Annotated in this window: 14 protein-coding genes; 9 read left to right on the forward strand and 5 right to left on the reverse strand. The window is 68.2% G+C overall.

What is annotated here, in order from left to right; all coding sequences use genetic code 11:
• Nucleotides 1-572, forward strand: a 572-nt coding sequence (locus H5411_RS42615; protein WP_183127317.1) for a LysE family transporter, incomplete at its 5' end; no start/stop codon positions are given.
• On the opposite strand, the gene H5411_RS42620 is transcribed toward H5411_RS42615, so the two are convergent.
• Nucleotides 569-1573, reverse strand: a complete 1005-nt coding sequence (locus tag H5411_RS42620) for a LacI family DNA-binding transcriptional regulator (protein WP_101435579.1) — start codon at nucleotides 1571-1573, stop codon at nucleotides 569-571. The two genes, H5411_RS42615 and H5411_RS42620, sit on opposite strands and share 4 nt — an antisense overlap.
• Before the next feature lie 210 nt (nucleotides 1574-1783).
• Between H5411_RS42620 and H5411_RS42625 the strand changes: the two genes are divergently transcribed.
• The 5 genes from H5411_RS42625 to H5411_RS42645 are packed head-to-tail and all read left to right on the forward strand — an operon-like array spanning nucleotide 1784 to nucleotide 8890.
• Entirely contained in the window at nucleotides 1784-2860 is a 1077-nt protein-coding gene (locus tag H5411_RS42625) for an ABC transporter substrate-binding protein (RefSeq protein WP_101435580.1), read from the forward strand.
• Nucleotides 2861-2892: 32 nt separating this feature from the next.
• Nucleotides 2893-4437, forward strand: coding sequence for a sugar ABC transporter ATP-binding protein (locus H5411_RS42630; protein WP_376772290.1), 1545 nt, complete (start codon nucleotides 2893-2895; stop codon nucleotides 4435-4437).
• Nucleotides 4409-5368 (forward strand): ABC transporter permease, encoded by a 960-nt coding sequence (locus tag H5411_RS42635; RefSeq protein ID WP_183127321.1) that lies wholly within the window; start codon nucleotides 4409-4411, stop codon nucleotides 5366-5368. The genes H5411_RS42630 and H5411_RS42635 overlap by 29 nt, the downstream gene beginning before the upstream one ends.
• A complete protein-coding gene (locus H5411_RS42640) occupies nucleotides 5365-6348 on the forward strand; it encodes an ABC transporter permease (RefSeq protein ID WP_183127323.1) in 984 nt (327 codons plus the stop codon). Before H5411_RS42635 ends, H5411_RS42640 begins: the two co-directional genes overlap by 4 nt.
• 52 nt (nucleotides 6349-6400) lie before the next feature.
• Nucleotides 6401-8890, forward strand: coding sequence for a LamG-like jellyroll fold domain-containing protein (locus H5411_RS42645; protein WP_183127325.1), 2490 nt, complete (start codon nucleotides 6401-6403; stop codon nucleotides 8888-8890).
• A 294-nt stretch (nucleotides 8891-9184) separates the two neighbouring features.
• On the opposite strand, the gene H5411_RS42650 is transcribed toward H5411_RS42645, so the two are convergent.
• The gene (locus tag H5411_RS42650; protein ID WP_183127326.1) at nucleotides 9185-9601 is read right to left on the reverse strand and encodes a PGPGW domain-containing protein; all 417 of its coding nucleotides are present in this window, start codon (nucleotides 9599-9601) and stop codon (nucleotides 9185-9187) included.
• Nucleotides 9602-9718: 117 nt separating this feature from the next.
• On the reverse strand, nucleotides 9719-9901 hold the full coding sequence (locus H5411_RS48180) for a hypothetical protein (RefSeq protein ID WP_246370341.1): 183 nt from the start codon (nucleotides 9899-9901) through the stop codon (nucleotides 9719-9721).
• A gap of 32 nt (nucleotides 9902-9933) precedes the next feature.
• On the opposite strand from H5411_RS48180, the gene H5411_RS42655 reads away from it, so the two are divergent.
• A complete protein-coding gene (locus H5411_RS42655) occupies nucleotides 9934-10557 on the forward strand; it encodes a class I SAM-dependent methyltransferase (RefSeq protein WP_312878735.1) in 624 nt (207 codons plus the stop codon).
• Here the strand turns inward: H5411_RS42655 and H5411_RS42660 are convergent.
• Together H5411_RS42660 and H5411_RS42665 are read right to left on the reverse strand one after the other, a co-directional pair.
• A complete protein-coding gene (locus tag H5411_RS42660; RefSeq protein ID WP_183127330.1) occupies nucleotides 10551-11156 on the reverse strand; it encodes an FMN reductase in 606 nt (201 codons plus the stop codon). The genes H5411_RS42655 and H5411_RS42660 overlap by 7 nt on opposite strands.
• A 30-nt stretch (nucleotides 11157-11186) precedes the next feature.
• Nucleotides 11187-12281 (reverse strand): LLM class flavin-dependent oxidoreductase, encoded by a 1095-nt coding sequence (locus tag H5411_RS42665; protein WP_183127332.1) that lies wholly within the window; start codon nucleotides 12279-12281, stop codon nucleotides 11187-11189.
• Between the two features lie 241 nt (nucleotides 12282-12522).
• Here H5411_RS42665 and H5411_RS42670 point away from each other — a divergent pair, with 241 nt between their 5' ends.
• On the forward strand, nucleotides 12523-14574 hold the full coding sequence (locus tag H5411_RS42670; RefSeq protein ID WP_183127334.1) for a DNA gyrase/topoisomerase IV subunit B: 2052 nt from the start codon (nucleotides 12523-12525) through the stop codon (nucleotides 14572-14574).
• A 32-nt stretch (nucleotides 14575-14606) separates the two neighbouring features.
• Nucleotides 14607-17096 carry a DNA gyrase/topoisomerase IV subunit A gene (locus H5411_RS42675; RefSeq protein WP_101435589.1) on the forward strand — a complete coding sequence of 830 codons (2490 nt, stop codon included), beginning with the start codon at nucleotides 14607-14609 and terminating at the stop codon, nucleotides 17094-17096.
• Nucleotides 17097-17541: the final 445 nt, after the last annotated feature.

A 17541-nucleotide genomic window follows, 5' to 3' on the forward strand; every position in this document is an offset into this window, starting at 1 on the left:
TTGTCGCGGGGTACGGGATCGCCATGCCGGTCGGGGCGATCGGCGTTTACCTGGTCGAACTCACCGCTCGCACGTCGTGGCGGGTCGGGGCGGCCGCGGCGATGGGGGTGGCCACCGCGGACGGCGTCTACGCCGTTCTCGCCACCACCGGCGGCGCCGCGCTGGCCCCGCTGCTCGCCCCGATCACCACTCCCCTGCGCCTGACCTCCGCCGCCGCGCTGTTCGTGCTCGGCGCGTGGACCGCGATCCGAGCTGTCCAGCGCTATCGATCCGCGGAAACTCCGTTGCTGGCAACGGAACCGCACCCGCTCCGGGCGTACGCGACGCTGCTCGGCCTGACCCTGCTCAACCCGTCCACCATCATCTACTTCACCGCGCTCGTCCTCGGCGACCGCCCGGCCAACGGCACGGTATTCGCCGCCGCCGCGTTCGCAGCTTCGGCCAGTTGGCAACTGCTCCTGGCCATCGGCGGCGCATTGCTCGGACGCGGACTCACCGGTCCGCGCGGACGGCTCGGCACCGCCCTGCTGTCCAGCGCGGTGATTCTCGTGCTGGCGGTGCGGCTCCTCTAGGAAACGACCGTGCTTTCCCTTACCTCCAAGGAAAACGGCGGCTGCACCGAACGCGGCTCAGCGCTCTCGGTACCGGCGAGGCGGCTGTGGATGAGGTCGATCGCGGCCTCGGCGATCGCCGCCTTGTCCGGCGAGATCGTGGTGAGCGCGGGCAGGCTGAACGCGCTCTCCTCGGTGTTGTCGAAGCCGACGATCGCGATGTCGTCGGGCACCCGAAGCCCGTGCTCGGCCGCCGAACGCAACGCGCCGACGGCCAGCAGGTCGTTGAAGCAGAACACCGCGTCCGGCGGTTCTTCCTGTGCCAGCAAGCGTTTCATCGCCGCCGCACCCTCGGCGCGATGGTACTTCGCCACCGGCTCGACCAAGGAATCCGCGGACGGCAAACCAGCATCGGCCAACGCGGCCCGATAACCCGCGAGACGCAGCGACGAAGTCCCGCGCTTCGGGTTCGCGCCGATCGCCGCGATCCGGCGGCGGCCGAGCGAAACCAGATGCGACACCGCGAGATGCGCGGCCTGCACGTTGTCGATCGCCACTCGGTCGAGCGCGACGTCCACCGCGTGCTCGCCGAGCAGCACCATCGGGATTTTCTTTTCCGCGGCGGGGAAATCGGCCGCTTCGAGCGCCTCCGGATGCACCAGGGCGCCGTCGACCAGATGGGGGCCCAGCGAGTCCACAGTGGCCCGTTCGCGGTCGCGGGTCCCCTGCGTCTGCTCGATCAGCACGCTCCACCCGCGGCGCTGCGCGGCGGTGATCACCAGCCCGGCCATTTCGCCGAAGTACGGAATGCTCAGCTCCGGCACCATCAGCGCCAGGAACCCGGTCCGCCCGCGGCGCAGGTTGCGCGCGCCGAGGTTCGGCCGGTACCCGGTCGCGGCCAGTGCCTCCTCGACGCGCCGCCGGTTCTCGGGCTTCACGAACGCGTAGCCGTTCACCACGTTCGACACGGTTTTCACCGAAACGCCCGCCAGCGTCGCGACGTCCTTCAGGGTCACGGCCACGCTGACTCCTCATCTCCTCCGCCCGGGAGCCCGAGCTCATCACGAGCCCGCGAAGCCCTCGGCACCAGCCCCGACGACCACGTAGTGTAGCGACGTTTTGCCTGTTTACAACGTTGTTCCAACGATGTAAAAATAGCCGGAGCTCAGCGGGGTGACGGTCGTCACCCCGCCGAGCGGGTTGCCCCAGTCGTCGGCTGCGAGGAGTCCGCCGTGTCCCCGTCCGTCCCTGCCCGCTTCGCCCTGGTCGCCGGCACCGCCACGGCACTCGTGCTCGCCGGCTGCACCAGCCGCGAGGAAACCCCGGCCGCGCAAAGCAACGGCTCCGGTCCGGCCGCCTCGGCCGCGTCCTCCGCGCCCAGCGCCGACGGCTGCACCATCGACAAGACCGGATACCCGAAGGTCGACCCGAAGACCGCGATCGTCGGCTTCTCCCAGTCGGAGAAGGAGGCGAACCCGTTCCGGATCGCCGAGACGCAGTCCATCCGCAGCGAGGCGGCCAAGCTCGGCATCCCGGCCGACCACCTGCTCACCACGAACGCGCAGAGTGACCTCAACAAGCAGATCTCGGACATCAAGTCTCTGCTGGACCGGGGCGCGCAGCTGCTCATCGTGGCCCCGCTGAACTCCGACGGCCTGCAGCCCGCGCTCGACGCTGCGAAGGCGAAGAAGGTCCCGGTGGTCACCATCGACCGGCAGGTCACGTCGAAGCCGTGCACCGACTACCTGACCTTCATCGGCTCCAACTTCATCGAACAGGGCCACCGCGCGGCCGCCGCGCTGGCGAAGTCCACCGGCGGCAACGGCAAGGTCGCGATCCTGCTCGGTTCCTCGGGCAACAACGTGACCACCGACCGCACCAAGGGGTTCAAGGACGAGCTGGCGAAGACGCCCGGGCTCACCGTGGTCGCCGAGCAGACCGGCGAGTTCGACCGGTCCAAGGGCCAGTCGGTGATGGAACAGCTGATCCAGAGCCACCCGGACCTCACCGCGGTGTACGCGGAGAACGACGAGATGGGCATCGGCGCGGTCAACGCGCTCAAGACCGCGGGCAAGAACCCCGGCAAGGACGTGAAGGTCGTGTCCGTCGACGGCACCCGCAACGCGGTGCAGCTGATCGCCGACGGCAGCTACAACGCGGTCATCGAGTCGAACCCGCGGTTCGGGCAGCTGGCGTTCCAAACGCTGCAGCAGTTCGAGGACGGCAAGCCGATCCCGCCGAGCATCGTCATCACCGACGACGCCTACGACGAATCGAACGCGGCCCAGAAGGTCGGGAACGCGTACTGATGATCAGCGCGGCCGACACCCAGGTGGCGACCATGACCGCACCGGTGCTCGAGGTGGCCGGGGTGACCAAACGGTTCCCCGGCACCGTGGCCCTCGACGACGTCTCCTTCCGCTTGCGCCGCGGCGAGGTCCACGCGCTGGTCGGGGAAAACGGTGCGGGCAAGTCCACTTTGATCAAGGTCCTCACCGGCGTGTACCGGCCGGACGAGGGCGAGGTGCGCCACCTCGGCGAGCCGGTCGACTTCCGCAGGCCGATCGACGCACAGCGCGCCGGGATCTCCACCATCTACCAGGAGGTCAACCTCGTCCCGCTGATGAGCGTGGCGAGCAACGTCTTTCTCGGCCGGGAGCCGCGCACCCGCACCGGCCTGGTGGACTGGTCGGCGATGAACGAGCAGGCGCGCGAACTGCTCAGCGGCTACGGGATCGACACCGACGTGCGGCGTCCGCTGCACACGCTGGCGGTCGGCGCGCAGCAGATGGTCGCGCTGGCTCGTGCGGTGTCCACAAAGGCCGGTGTGGTCGTGATGGACGAGCCGACGTCGTCGCTGGAACCGCGTGAAGTGGACACTTTGTTCGAGGTGCTGGCCCGGCTGCACGCCGACGACATCTCGGTGCTCTACGTGAGCCACCGGATGGACGAGCTGTACCGGGTGTGCGACAGCGTCACGGTGCTGCGCGACGGACGTGTAGCCCACAGTGGACCGTTGAAGCCGTTGCCGCGCATTGAGCTGGTGTCGATGATGCTCGGCCGGGAGATCCGGCAGATTCGCGCCGAGGGCGTCACCGCGTTCGGTGAGGAGCATCATGCGGAGAAGGAACCGCTGCTGCAGGCCATGAACCTGTCCGGCGGGAACAAGCTGCACGACGTTTCGGTCAGCGTGCGCCCGGGCGAGGTCGTCGGGCTGGCCGGGCTGCTCGGCTCCGGCCGGAGCGAGACCGCGCGGGCTGTGGTCGGGGCCTTTCCGCTCGACGGCGGCACCGTGCTGCTGGCCGGAAAGCCGTTGAAGCGGGGGAAGATCTCCGCCGCGATGCGAGCCGGAATCGCGCTGCTGGCCGAGGACCGCAAGGCGGACGGGATCATTCCGAACCTGTCCGTGCGCGAGAACATCGTGCTCGCCGCGCTGCCGCGACTGTCTACGTTCGGCTTCGTCAGCCGGTCCAAACAGGACCGTGTGGTGAAGACGTTCATGGAACGGTTGCGGATCAAGGCATCCAGTCCGGAGCAGAAGGTGTCCGAGCTGTCCGGCGGCAATCAGCAGAAGGTGCTGCTCGCGCGCTGGCTCGCCACCGGCCCGAAAGTCTTGCTGCTGGACGAGCCCACGCGCGGTATCGACGTCGGAGCCAAGGCCGAGGTGCAGGCGCTGATCGACGAACTGGCGCAGGACGGGCTCGGCGTGCTGCTGATCTCGTCCGAACTGGAAGAAATTCTCGACGGTGCGGACCGGGTGGTCGTCCTGCGCGACGGCAGCGTCGCCACCGAACTGGCCGGTGACGCGGTCACCGAGGACAACGTGCTGGCGGCGATAGCTGCAGGGGGTGACAACGATGTCGACCGCGACACTGACGAGACCTGACCGCGCCCGCGTCACGAGCTGGCTGCAGAACTACGGCGTGTACCTGGCCGTGGTTGTGCTGCTGCTGTTCAACATCGCGTTCACGCAGAACTTCCTCTCCGCGGCCAACTTTCGCACTCAGTTGGTGCAGGCCGCGCCGGTGTGCATCGTGGCGCTCGGCATGGCGCTGGTGATCGGCACCGAAGGCATCGACCTGTCCGTGGGCTCGGTGATGTCGGTCGCCGCGGCGCTCGTCCCGCTGTATCTCGGGGCCGGACCGCTGATGGTGATCCTGGTCGCGCTCATCGCCGGGCTGGTTTCCGGGCTGTTCAGCGGTTTTCTGGTCGCCCAGCTCGGAATTCAGCCGATCATCGCGACGCTGGCGTTACTCGTCGGCGGTCGCGGGCTCGCGCTCGTGATCGCGCACGGGCAACTGGTGCAGCTGCACAACCCGGGCTTCCTCGCGCTCGGCACCGGCGACGTCCTCGGGGTGCCGATCATGGTCCTGGTAGCAGCCGTCCTCTCAGTGCTGGCCGGATTGCTGGTGCGGCGCACCACTTTCGGTCGGCACCTGGTCGCGGTCGGCGGCAACCGTCCCGCCGCGACACTCGCCGGGCTGCCGGTGAAACGCGTCCTGATCGGCGTGTACGCCATGTCCGGCGCGCTGGCGGCGATCGCCGGCGTGCTGTCCACCGCACGGCTCGGCGCGAGCGACCCGAACGATCTCGGCCTGCTGATGGAACTCTCCGCGATCACCGCGGTGGTGGTCGGCGGCACGCCGCTCACCGGCGGGCGCGTCCGCGTGCTCGGCACGGTGTTCGGCGCGCTGCTCATGCAGCTGGTGCACGCCACGCTGATCAAGCACAACCTGCCCGATTCCGCCGCGCAGATGGTGCAGGCCGCCATCATCGTCGCCGCGGTGTACGTCGCCCGGGAACGGAGCACGCGATGATCGCGACCACCGTCGCCCCGCCGTCGGAACGCGGCGCGGCGTTCGCCGCAGTCCTGCAACGCCAAGGCGCGGCCGTGGTGCTCGTCCTCGGCGTGCTTGTCGCGTGGTTCACCTTCCCGCGCTTCGGATCCGCGGACAACCTGCGCGACCTCGCCTTGCAAAGTTCCTTCCTGGCAGTGATCGCACTGGGCATGACGTTCGTGATCATTTCCGGCGGGATCGATTTGTCCGTCGGCTCGGTGTACGCACTCGGCGGTGTGCTCGCCGCGTACGGTTCCCGCTACGGCCTGGTCGTCGCGATCCTGCTGCCGATAGTCGTTTGCGGACTGATCGGGCTGGTCAACGGTCTGCTCATCGCGCGGACGAAAATGGCGCCGTTCATCGTCACGCTCGCCTCGCTGTTGTTCGCTCGCGGGCTCTTGCTGGCCTTGACCAACGAGGGTGCGACAACGTACAAAGTGGAGCCAGGCGCGGCCTTGCTCTGGCTGGGACAAGGCAAGATCTTCGGCATCGGCGTACCGGTGTACCTCGCGCTGATCCTTTTCGGACTCGGCGGGCTGCTCTTGCGCCGGACCCGCTTCGGTCAGTCGATCTTCGCTCTCGGCGGTGCGGAACAATCCGCGTTGCTGATGGGTCTTCCGGTGGCCCGCACCAAAATCATCCTCTACACGCTCAGCGGCACTCTCGCCGGATTCGCCGGCGTGCTCACCGCCGCGTATCTGCAATCGGGCGTCACCGTGCTCGGCGTCGGCACGGAGCTGGACGCGATTTCCGTCGTGGTCATCGGCGGAACGCTGCTCACCGGCGGAGCCGGGACCGTCATCGGCACGCTCGTCGGCGTGCTGCTGAAGACGCTGATCCAGAACGTCATCAACCAGGTCGGCACTCTCGATTCCAACTACCAGACGGTGGTCAGCGGCGCTTTCCTGCTGGTCGTCGTCGTGATCCAGCGGCTGCTGGCCCGTTCCCGCCGTTCCTGACCCCCGTGCAGCTCCATCCGCGCTGATCCACCTGTCAGTAGGAGGTTCGACGATGGTCCGTCCTGCCCGCAGACCCGGCCGTTTGGCCACGGTGGCCGCCGCGCTCGCCGTGGCCGTGTCCGGGTTGTCGAGTGTCCCCGCCGCGGCGGCCGATCCGCCGCAATGGCAACGCCTCACCCCTCCCCTCACCACCCCGTGGACCGACCAGGTCTCCCCGACCAACGCGCTTCCCGAATACCCGCGCCCGCAGCTGACCCGCGACAACTGGCAAAACCTCAACGGCGTCTGGGAATTCTCCGCCGCCAAACCGGGCGACTCGCCGCCGATCAACCGCGGTCTCGACGAACGCATCCTCGTGCCTTATCCGGTCGAATCGGCGTTGTCGGGAATCATGCGGCACGAAACGTCGATGTGGTACCGGCGGACGTTCCAGGTGCCGAAGAACTGGCATGTGGGCGGCCGGGACCAGCGGCTCATCCTGCACTTCCAGGCGGTCGACTACGACACCACGGTGTGGGTCAACGGCCATCAGGTCGTCCACCACACCGGCGGTTACGACGCGTTTTCCGCGGACGTGACCAACGCGTTGACCACCGGGAAAGACCAGGAAGTCGTCGTCGGCGTCACGGATCCCAATGACGCGGGCGGGCAACCGCTCGGCAAGCAGCGCAAACCCGGCGACGGGATCTTCTACACCCCGACTTCCGGCATCTGGCAAACCGTCTGGATGGAACCGGTGACCCCGGCGTACATCTCGCGAGTGGACACCACGCCGGACGTCGCCAGCGGTTCGGTCACCGTGAACGCCGTAGTCGGCGGGCCGGTGAAACAACGCGTGCAAGCCATCGCCTACGACCACGGCCGCGTCGTCGGCGTCGCGTCCGGACCGGCGAACACTCCGTTGACGCTCAAGGTGAACAAGCCGCATCTGTGGACGCCGGACGATCCGTTCCTGTACGACCTGCGCGTCTCACTGTCCTCTGGGGACAGTGTCGGCTCGTACTTCGGCCTTCGGTCGATTTCCGTCGGCAAGACCGCCGACGGCAAGCAACGGATGATGCTCAACGGCAAGTTCGTGATGCAGCTCGGCCCGCTCGACCAGGGTTTCTGGCCGGACGGCATCTACACCGCACCGACCGACGCGGCGCTGAAGTTCGATCTGGAACAGGAAAAGGCGCTCGGCTTCAACATGGTCCGCAAGCACATCAAGGTCGAACCCGATCGCTGGTACTACTACGCGGACAAACTCGGGCTCCTGGTGTGGCAGGACATGCCCGCGATGAAGGACGACATCGAGCCGACGCCCGCGTCGCAGGCGAACTTCGAATCCGAACTGCACCGGATGATCGACCAGCACCGCAGTTTCCCGTCGATCGTCACCTGGGTCCCGTTCAACGAAGGCTGGGGCGACTACGCCGTCGGCCGGATCGCCGACCAGGTCAAAGCCTGGGATCCCACGCGGCTCGTGGACGCGGAGTCCGGCGTGAACTGCTGCCGGTCCGAACCGGACAGCGGCCGCGGCGACATCTACGACGACCACACCTACACCGGTCCCGGCACCCCTGTGCCGGACGCGACCCGCGCCGCGGTCGACGGTGAATACGGCGGCCTCGGCCTGAAGGTCGACGGACACCAATTCGACCCGGCCGGCAGTTTCGCCTACGAGATGGAACCGGACAGCGCCACGCTCACCCGCCGCTACGCCGAGCTCCAGCAACGCCTGCTGCTCGCGGGACGGCAATGCGGGGTGTCGGCAGGCGTGTACACGCAGACCACCGACGTGGAAAAGGAGGTCAACGGCTTCTTCACCTACGACCGTCAGGTGAAGAAGATGGACTTCGCCGCCGTCCGGTCCGCGAACCTGTCGGTGATCAACGGCGTTGACGGTTCACCGCAACAAGGTCCGGTGATTCCGCCGGGCACGCCCGGCATCGACGGAATCGCCGCGTACCCGTTCGACGAGAACAGCGGCACCACGGCGGCGGACACCGTGGGCCACCACGACGCGACGCTCATCGGCGGCGCTTCCTGGACCGCCGGACACAGCGGTTCGGCCCTGGCGGTGAACGGCTCGGGCCAGTACGCGGACACCGGTGCCGCGCTGGTGAAGACCGACCTGAGCTACAGCGTCGCCGCGTGGGTGAAGTTCAACGCGGTCGGCGACGGTTTCCAGACCGTCGTGAGCCAGGACGGCGACGACCACAGCGCGTTCTTCCTGCAGTATTCCGGCGCGGACCACAAGCTGGCGTTCAGCTTCGTGGGCACGCGGGCCCTCGCCCCGATCACGCCGGAAGCCGGACGCTGGTACCACCTGGTCGGAGTCCGGGATGCCGCTACCGGTCAGCTGGCGCTGTATGTGGACGGTCAACTGGCCGCGTCGCGCAGCGTTTGCCTGGGCGAGGCGTCCACCGGCCACACGGTGATCGGCCGCGGCAAGTACGGCGGGAACCCGGTCGACTTCCTCAACGGGGCGGTTGACCAGGTGCACGTGTACGACCGGGCGCTGTCTGCGGCGGAGGTGGCGAAGCTGTACGCCTCTTGATCTCGGTGAACGGTTGCTGAGGAGCGCCTGGGCCTGCGAGTTCGCGGGTCCAGGCGCTTCTCTTTCCGGTTCCCCGCGGGCCGGTGCCCTTCCCGGGCGCCAAGACAGCTTGGCGGGCAAAACCGCGCCGGCCGGCTCGTGCCGTGCATCGGTCTGCCACCCTTGGCTTGCCTTGCTTTTCCTTGCTGTGGCATGGGTTTGCTGGTCCAGCGTCGAGCTGAAAGACCCACACCGTCCCGCAAGTGAACTGGGCGCGGCGGCTGGCGTCATGTCGTGCTCGGCGAAGGCGGCTACCTAGGGCTTGCCGGAGACTTCCCGCTTCGCCCGCACCCGCAGGTAACTCCAGATCACCAACGCGAACAAGATCAGGCTCGACAAAATCAGGCTGGTCCCGGTGCTCCACCCGCTCAACGGCAGCGACCGCACCGTCCCCCACACGATGCCCGCGGCCAGCAAAGCCAGCCCGGCCAGCACCGAACCGGCGATCCGCAGCGGCGAGGACACGCTGTCCTCCGCGGCTTGCATCGCCCGCGTCCGCACCGGGCCGACGAATCGCTGCAGTGCCGGGAACTCCGAGGCGAGCACCAGCAATCCGGCGAGCACCAGCAGCAGTCCCGGTCCCGGCAGCACGAGCAGCACGACCCCGACGATCACCAGCGCCCCGCCGACGACCGAGAGAAGCACCCGGCGCACTGGCTTGCCCAATCCCATCGGGCCAGTGTGCCGCCGGGCCCGCGGTACTGCCAGCCGGACTGTCCATACTGGACTCCGGCAGCGGATCGGCCGGTTTTGTCGGTGCCGGGTGCTTAGCTGCTCAGCGTGGCCGAATCACTTCCCGACCTCATCCGCCGCTGGCAGGCGGGATGGGGCGTGTCCCGAGGATTCCGGCCCGCCGAAGAACCTCGCGGCGGGCTGCGAGTCCTGCTCGAACAACCGGATCGGCACGCCGAAAGCATCGCGCGGTCCGCCGATCCCGATGTGCACGGCCATTCCCTGGACCACCCGCGCCACCGTCCTCATCGTCCAGACCCCGGCAGGCTGACGTGAACTGGCTCACCGACACCCGAACGTCCTACGACACCGTGGCGGAGGACTACGCCACGTTCGTCCGCGACGCGCTCGGCAAGCAGCCGTATCTGCTTGCCGCACTGCGGTTGTTCGCAGAACAAGTCAGCGACGGACCGGTCGCGGACCTCGGTTGCGGCCCCGGCCAAGTGACCGCGCACCTCAACGAGCTCGGCGTAGCCGCGTACGGCGTCGACCTCTCCCCCGGCATGATCGAGGTGGCCCGGCGCGACTATCCGAAGCTGCGGTTCGAGGTCGGCTCGATGACCGACCCGCTGCCGACCGCGTCGCTGGCCGGGATCGTGGCGTGGCAGTCGGTCATCCATCTGCCCGACGACCGGCTCCCGGACGTCCTCGCGAATTTCCGCCAAGCACTGCGCCCCAGCGGTGTGCTCCAACTGCTCTTCCACGTCGGCGACGAAACTCGGCTGAAGACCGAGGGCTACGGCGGCCACCCGATGAAAGTCCAGGTGCACCGCCGCCCGCGAGAACGCCTGACGAACTGGCTGCGCGACGCCGGGTTCACCGTCGAGGCCGAACTGCTCCTCAACCCGGAAACCCCGGCGCCGCAGGCACTCTTGACCGCTCGGAGGCGTCAGTGACCAGCCAGCAACTGCTCGAACGACACCGACGCGTACTCGTCGTCCGGCTTCGCCTCAGGTGCCGCCGCGACCAGCTGGGCCAGCTCGCGGCCCGCCCGCTCCACGCGCTGCTGCAACGCGCCCGTCGCCTCGACGCTGCCCCAGTCCGACGACGCCGCGTACACGCCCGTCGGGACCACAGTCGCGCGAAGGTAGGCGAAGAGCGGCCGCAGCGCGAAGTCGAGCGCGAGCGAATGCCGTTCCGTACCGCCCGTCGCGGCGAGCAGCACCGGCTTGCCGTCGAGCGCTTCTTTGTCCAGCACGTCGAAGAACGATTTGAACAGTCCGCTGTAGGAAGCGGTGAACACCGGCGTCACGGCGATCAAGCCGTCGGCGCGCGTCACGATGTCGATCACTTCCCGCAGCTGCGGGCTGGGGAACCCGGTGAGCATGTTGTTGGTGACGTCCACCGCGATGTCGCGGAGTTCGAACACCTTCACCGTCACGTCGTCGTCGACCAGGGCGGCGCGGGTGGCCTCGGCCAGCCGGTCGGCCAGCAGCCGCGTCGACGACGGCTGGCTCAGTCCCGCGGTGACCACGGCGATAGTGCGTGCAGTCATGACCTCTCCACTAAGTCCGGCGAGCCCAGGTCAAGCGGTGACGGTCTGGGCTTCGCGAGCCGCCTTGAGCGATTCGTGCGTGGGCGCGTCCGGCACGTGCGCCGGGCGCTTCGCGTCCAGTTCCTTGCGCAGCACCGGCACGACCTCTTCGCCGAGCAGGTCGAGCTGCTCCAGCACGGTCTTGAGCGGCAGGCCGGCGTGGTCCACCAGGAACAGCTGGCGCTGGTAGTCGCCGAAGTGCTCGCGGAAGGTCAGCGTCTTGTCGATGACCTCCTGCGGGCTGCCGACGGTCAGCGGCGTCTGCTCGGTGAAGTCCTCCAGCGACGGCCCGTGCCCGTACACCGGCGCGTTGTCGAAGTACGGCCGGAACTCGTTCCACGCGTCCTGCGACTTCGGCCGGATGAACACCTGCCCGCCGAGCCCGACGATGGCCTGGTCGGCCTTGCCGTGCCCGTAGTGCTCGTAGCGCTGCCGGTAGAACGCGATCAGCTGCTGGAAGTGCGAGGTCGGCCAGAAGATGTGGTTCGCGAAGAACCCGTCGCCGTAGTAGGCGGCCTGTTCGGCGATCTCCGGGCTGCGGATCGAACCGTGCCACACGAACGGCGGCACGCCGTCGAGCGGGCGCGGCGTCGAGGTGAAGCCCTGCAGCGGGGTGCGGAACTTGCCCTGCCAGTCGACGACCTCCTCGCGCCACAGCCGGTGCAGCAGCGCGTAGTTCTCGACGGCCAGCGGGATGCCCTGGCGGATGTCCTGGCCGAACCACGGGTAGACCGGGCCGGTGTTGCCGCGGCCCATCATCAGGTCGAGCCGCCCGTCGGCCAGGTGCTGCAGCATGGCGTAGTCCTCGGCCAGCCGCACCGGGTCGTTGGTGGTGATCAGGGTGGTCGACGTCGAGAGGACGATCTTCTCAGTCTGCGCCGCGATGTTCGACAGCAGCACGGTGGGGTTCGCCGGCGCGGCGAACGGCGGATTGTGGTGCTCGCCGACGGCGAAGACGTCGAGGCCGACCTCTTCGGCCTTGAGCGCGATCTTGACCATCGCCTTGATGCGCTCGTGCTCCGTGGGCGTGACGCCCGTGGTGGGGTCGGTCGTGACGTCGCCCACCGAGAAGATTCCGAACTGCATGACCGCTCCCTAGCCGGTTCGTTGTGTCCTTGCTTGTCGGCACAACTACTCGCGTGGAAGATGTATTCCTCCAGGACTATACCGGTGACCTGGGACACGCTGCCGGACCCCATCGGGGGCGCAGCGGCCCGATCCTGTCGGGGGGTGCGGATATCCTGCAGTACGGTGACGGCCCGGGGCCCCTGCTCCGGCCGCCTGTTTGCCCACCGAACAGCTCGCCTCGATCCGGGAGAACGACCTCGTGACTGCTGAGACTCTGTACGGGGCCGACGACCTGACCCACCTCGAAGGACTCGAGGCGGTCCGCAAGCGCCCCGGGATGTACATCGGCTCCACCGACAGCCGTGGCATCAACCACCTGTTCTCCGAGGTCGTCGACAACTCCACCGACGAGGGCGTGGCCGGTCACGCGACGCGCATCGTCGTCACGCTGCACGCCGACGGCAGCGTCCAGGTGGACGACGACGGCCGCGGCATCCCCACCGGCGTCCACGCCAAATCCGGCCTTTCCGGCGTCGAACTGGTGCTGACCAGGCTGCACGCCGGCGGCAAGTTCGGCGGCTCCGGGTACAAGACGTCCGGCGGTCTGCACGGCGTCGGCGCTTCGGCGGTGAACGCGCTCTCGCACCGGTTCGACGTCACGGTGAAGCAGAACGGCAAAGTGCACCAGATGTCGTTCGCGCACGGCGTGCCCGGCGTGTTCGACGGCCCCGGACCGAAGGCGAAGTTCACCCGCCGCTCCGGGCTCAACCTCGTCGGCAAGATGAAGCGCGGCGAGCGCAGCGGCACGTCCATCCGCTACTGGTACGACGCGCGGTACTTCGAAACCGGCGCGGCGCTGGACGTCGAAGGCGTGCGCACGAAGCTGCGCAACACCGCGTTCCTCGTGCCGGGCGTCACCTACGTGCTGCGCACCGCGTTCGAGGACACCATCAACGAGGAGACCTTCCACTTCCCGAACGGGCTGGCGGACATGGTCGACTTCCTCGCCCCGGACAGCGAAAAACCGGTCTGCGGCACGCTGATGATCACCGGCGAGGGCACGTACAAGGAGAACGCCGCGGACGCCAACGGCGTCATGCAGTCCAATGTGGAGCGACACGCCGAGGTCGAGGTCGCGCTGCGCTGGGGCACCGGCTACGAGCGCACCGTGGAGTGCTTCACCAACACGATCCGCAACGTGCACGGCGGCACGCACCGGCGCGGCTTCGACCGCGCGGTCACCCGCGCGCTGCAGGACGTGATCGGCAAAACGCGCGGGCTGCTCAAGCCGAAGGAGGACCCGCCGACCACCGAGGACGTGCTGGAGGGCATGACCGCGGTGATCCACGTCCGGCTGCCGGAACCGCAGTTCACCTCGCAGACCAAGGACGAACTGTCGACGGCGGGCATCACGCGCGTCCTCCAGGGCATCGTCGACAAGCAGCTGCGGGCTTGGACCGAGGACCGGAAAACCAAGTCCGAGGCCAAGATCGTGCTGCAGAAGGTGGTCGACGCGGCACGCGTGCGGCTCGCCCAGAAACAGCAGAAGGACGCCGCCCGGCGCAAGACCGCGCTCGAGGGCGCGGCGATGCCGCCGAAGCTGGTCGACTGCCGCACCACCGGCGTCTCGCGCAGCGAACTGTTCCTGGTCGAGGGCGACAGCGCGCTCGGCTCGGCGCGGATGGCGCGGGTGTCGGAGTACCAGGCGCTGCTGCCGTTGCGCGGCAAGATCCTCAACGTGCAGAAGGCGTCTCTCGGCGACACGCTGAAGAACGCCGAGATCGCGTCGATCGTGCAGGTGCTCGGCGCGGGCACCGGCCGCACGTTCGATCTGTCGACGATGCGCTACGGCCGCGTGATCCTGATGGCGGACGCGGATGTCGACGGTTCGCACATCCGCACGCTGCTGATCACGCTGTTCGCGAAGTACATGCGCCCGGTGATCGAGGACGGCAGGCTGTACGCGGCCATGCCGCCGCTGCACAAGGTCACGACGAAGGGCCGCGGTGCGGAGACCTTCTTCACCTTCTCCCAGCGCGAGATGGAGCAGAAGGTCGCCGAGCTCGAGGCGGCGGGCAAGCAGGTCGTCACGCCGGTGCCGCGGTTCAAGGGCCTCGGCGAAATGGACGCCGACGAACTGTGGGAAACCACGATGAACCCGGCGACGCGCTCGGTCCGGCGGATCACGCTCGAGGACGTCGAGGCCGCGGAGCTGGCGCTGGAACTGCTGATGGGCGAGAAGGTCGAGCCGCGGCGCAACTGGCTGGTCGAATCGTCCGACCGCGTCGACCGCGACGCCATCGACGTCTGAGTTTTCCGTTCGTTCCCAAGGAGTTGTGAGCCATGGCTCGCCGTAGCAAGACCCCGGTGACCCGGGTCGACCCGAGCGCGTTCGACTCGCCGGGCGCGCAGGTCTTCGACAACCCGCTGAAGACGGAGATCGAAGACTCGTACCTGGAATACGCGTATTCGGTGATCCACTCGCGCGCCCTCCCGGACGCGCGAGACGGCCTGAAGCCGGTGCACCGCCGGATCCTGTTCTCGATGAACGAGAACGGCTACCGCCCGACGCACGCGTACGTGAAGTCGTCGCGCGTGGTCGGCGACGTCATGGGCAAGTACCACCCGCACGGCGACGTGGCGATCTACGACGCGATGGTCCGGCTGGCGCAGGACTTCTCGATGAACGCCCCGCTGATCGACGGGCACGGAAACTTCGGCAGCCCGGACGACGGACCGGCCGCCTCGCGGTACACCGAGGCCCGGATGTCGCCCGAAGCGATGCTGCTCGTCGGCGAGCTCGGCGAGGACACCGTCGACTTCCGGCCGAACTACGACGGTTCGCTCGAAGAGCCCTCGGTGCTGCCCGCCGCGTACCCGAACCTGCTGGTCAACGGCACGTCCGGGATCGCGGTCGGCATGGCGACCAACATGATCCCGCACAACCTCGGCGAGGTGATCGGCGCCGCGCGGTGGCTGATCAACCATCCGAACGCCACGCTCGACAAGCTGATGGAGTTCGTCCCCGGCCCCGACCTGCCCACCGGCGGCAGCCTGCTGGGACTGGACGAGGTCCGCAAGGCCTACGAAACCGGCCGCGGCGTCGTGCGGATGCGCGCGAACGTCGAGACCGGCCCGCTGGAGGGCAGCCGCGGACGGCAGGCCATCACGGTCACCGAGCTGCCGTACGGCGTCGGCCCGGAGAAGGTGATCGAGAAGATCACCGACGAGGTCAACAAGTCCAAGCGGCTCACCGGAATCGCGGACGTCAAGGACCTCACCGACCGCGAGAACGGCACCCGGCTCGTCATCGAATGCAAGGTGGGCGTCAACCCGCAGGCGCTGCTGGCTGATCTGTATCGCCTCACGCCGCTGGAGCAGTCGTTCGGCATCAACAACCTGGTGCTCGTCGACGGGCAGCCGCAGACGCTCGGACTGAAGGCGCTGCTGGAAGTCTTCCTGAAGCACCGCTACGAGGTCGTCACGCGGCGCACGCGCTACCGCCGCCGTAAGCGCGAAGAGCGCCTGCACCTGGTCGACGGCCTGCTGATCGCGCTGCTGAACATCGACAAGGTCATCCGGCTGATCCGCGAGAGCGAGAACGCGGCCGCCGCGAAGGACGGCCTGATGACGAAGTTCAAGCTGTCCGAGATCCAGGCGACCTACATCCTGGACACTCCGCTGCGCCGGCTCACGAAGTACGACCGCCTGGAGCTGGAAAGCGAACAGGACAAGCTGCGCGAGGAAATCGCGGAACTGACCACGATCCTCGAGGACGAGTCGGTCCTGAAGAAGCTCGTGTCGACGGAACTGGCGAAGATCGCCAAGGACTTCCCGACCGGACGCCGCACCCGCCTCATCGACGGCGACCTGAAGGAAGTCCTGGCCGCGTCGAAGCCGTCCGGCCCGCTGGAAGTCGCGGACGACCCGTGCCAGGTGATCCTGTCGGCCACCGGTCTGGTCGCCCGCACCGCGGCGGAATCCGAAGAGGCGTCGGAAGTCCGCCGCCGAAACGGCCGCGTAAAACACGATGCCGTATCAGCCGTCGTGCACACCACCGCGCGCGGCCAGGTGCTGCTGGTGACCAGCCGAGGCCGCGCGTTCAAGACGGACGTGCTGCCCCTGCCCGTGCTCCCCGAACAAGCAGGCACAGTCTCGCTGCGCGGCGGGATGGCGGCAAAAGAACTGGTGCCGCTGGAAAAGGGCGAGCGGGTCGTCGGCATCGCGCCGTTGGGCGAGCAGGCAGGCAACTCGCCAGGCCTGGCCATCGGCACCCGCGGCGGCGTAGTGAAGGTCTGCGCGCCGGACTGGCCGGTGCGCTCGGACGAATTCGAGGTCATCAGCCTCAAGCCCGGCGACGAGATCGTCGGCGCGACCTGGCTGACCGACGGAAACGAAACCCTGGCCTTCATCTCGTCGGACTCGTCCCTGCTGCGCTTCGCCGCGAGCCTGATCCGCCCGCAAGGCACGAAGAGCGGCGGCATGGCAGGCATGAAACTGGCCGCGAACGCCACCGCGGTCTTCTTCGGAGCCATCCGCACCGACGACGAAGAACACGGCGAACCGATGGTCGTGACGGCAACGGGACAGAGCGTCAAGGTCACGCCCTTCAGCGAATATCCAGCGAAGGGCCGAGCCACCGGCGGCGTGCGCGCCCACCGCTTCCTCAAGGGAGAAACCGAAGTCCAGGTCGCCTGGGTAGGCCCCCGTCCAGCAGGCGCGAGCCGCACCGGTGACCCAGTAGAACTCCCCGAAGCAGACCTCCGCCGCGACGGCTCAGGCCACGCCCACCCCGGCCCAGAAGTAGTAGGCCACCTCATCGAACGCGGCTAGCCAAAACGGCGCGACCCAGGACCACACCGGGGCGCACCCACCCGCCGCCATCCTTGACGGGAACCCTGAGGGACTCTGCCCCCCTCAGGGTTCCTCTCACGGCCTCGCTACCCATGAAGGTCCCTTCCCGGACTTGGATTCCCTCGCCAGTGACTTAGGCACGATGGAACCGCGGCCGAGGCACGCTCACCGAGGCCGAAGGACCTCGCAACCCCACGCTGGCTGCGGCGCGGCGCGGGACGACGCGGCACTGGGCCGTCGTCTGTGCGGGCTCCAACCCGCACAGACCACCACCCAACCACCGCCGACGCACCCACCGGTCCAGGCACCCACCCCACCCCCACACCCCGACGCCCGGCCGCTCGGTGGGGTCGTCGGCGGGCACCTCGGCGACCGGATCGGCCGCAAGCCGGGGCTGGTGGCGTCGCTGATCGTGGGGGGGCTC

It is taken from the genome of Amycolatopsis echigonensis, assembly GCF_014174495.1.
Taxonomy (GTDB): domain Bacteria; phylum Actinomycetota; class Actinomycetes; order Mycobacteriales; family Pseudonocardiaceae; genus Amycolatopsis; species Amycolatopsis echigonensis.

What these genes read in the sequence shown, in the direction of transcription:
- H5411_RS42630 (WP_376772290.1), top strand. Translation starts at nt 2,893, where the DNA reads ATGACCGCACCGGTGCTCGAGGTGGCCGGGGTGACCAAACGGTTCCCC.
- H5411_RS42635 (WP_183127321.1), top strand. Translation starts at nt 4,409, where the DNA reads ATGTCGACCGCGACACTGACGAGACCTGACCGCGCCCGCGTCACGAGC.
- H5411_RS42640 (WP_183127323.1), top strand. Translation starts at nt 5,365, where the DNA reads ATGATCGCGACCACCGTCGCCCCGCCGTCGGAACGCGGCGCGGCGTTC.
- H5411_RS42645 (WP_183127325.1), top strand. Translation starts at nt 6,401, where the DNA reads ATGGTCCGTCCTGCCCGCAGACCCGGCCGTTTGGCCACGGTGGCCGCC.
- H5411_RS42650 (WP_183127326.1), bottom strand. Translation starts at nt 9,601, where the DNA reads ATGGGATTGGGCAAGCCAGTGCGCCGGGTGCTTCTCTCGGTCGTCGGC.
- H5411_RS42660 (WP_183127330.1), bottom strand. Translation starts at nt 11,156, where the DNA reads ATGACTGCACGCACTATCGCCGTGGTCACCGCGGGACTGAGCCAGCCG.
- H5411_RS42665 (WP_183127332.1), bottom strand. Translation starts at nt 12,281, where the DNA reads ATGCAGTTCGGAATCTTCTCGGTGGGCGACGTCACGACCGACCCCACC.
- H5411_RS42675 (WP_101435589.1), top strand. Translation starts at nt 14,607, where the DNA reads ATGGCTCGCCGTAGCAAGACCCCGGTGACCCGGGTCGACCCGAGCGCG.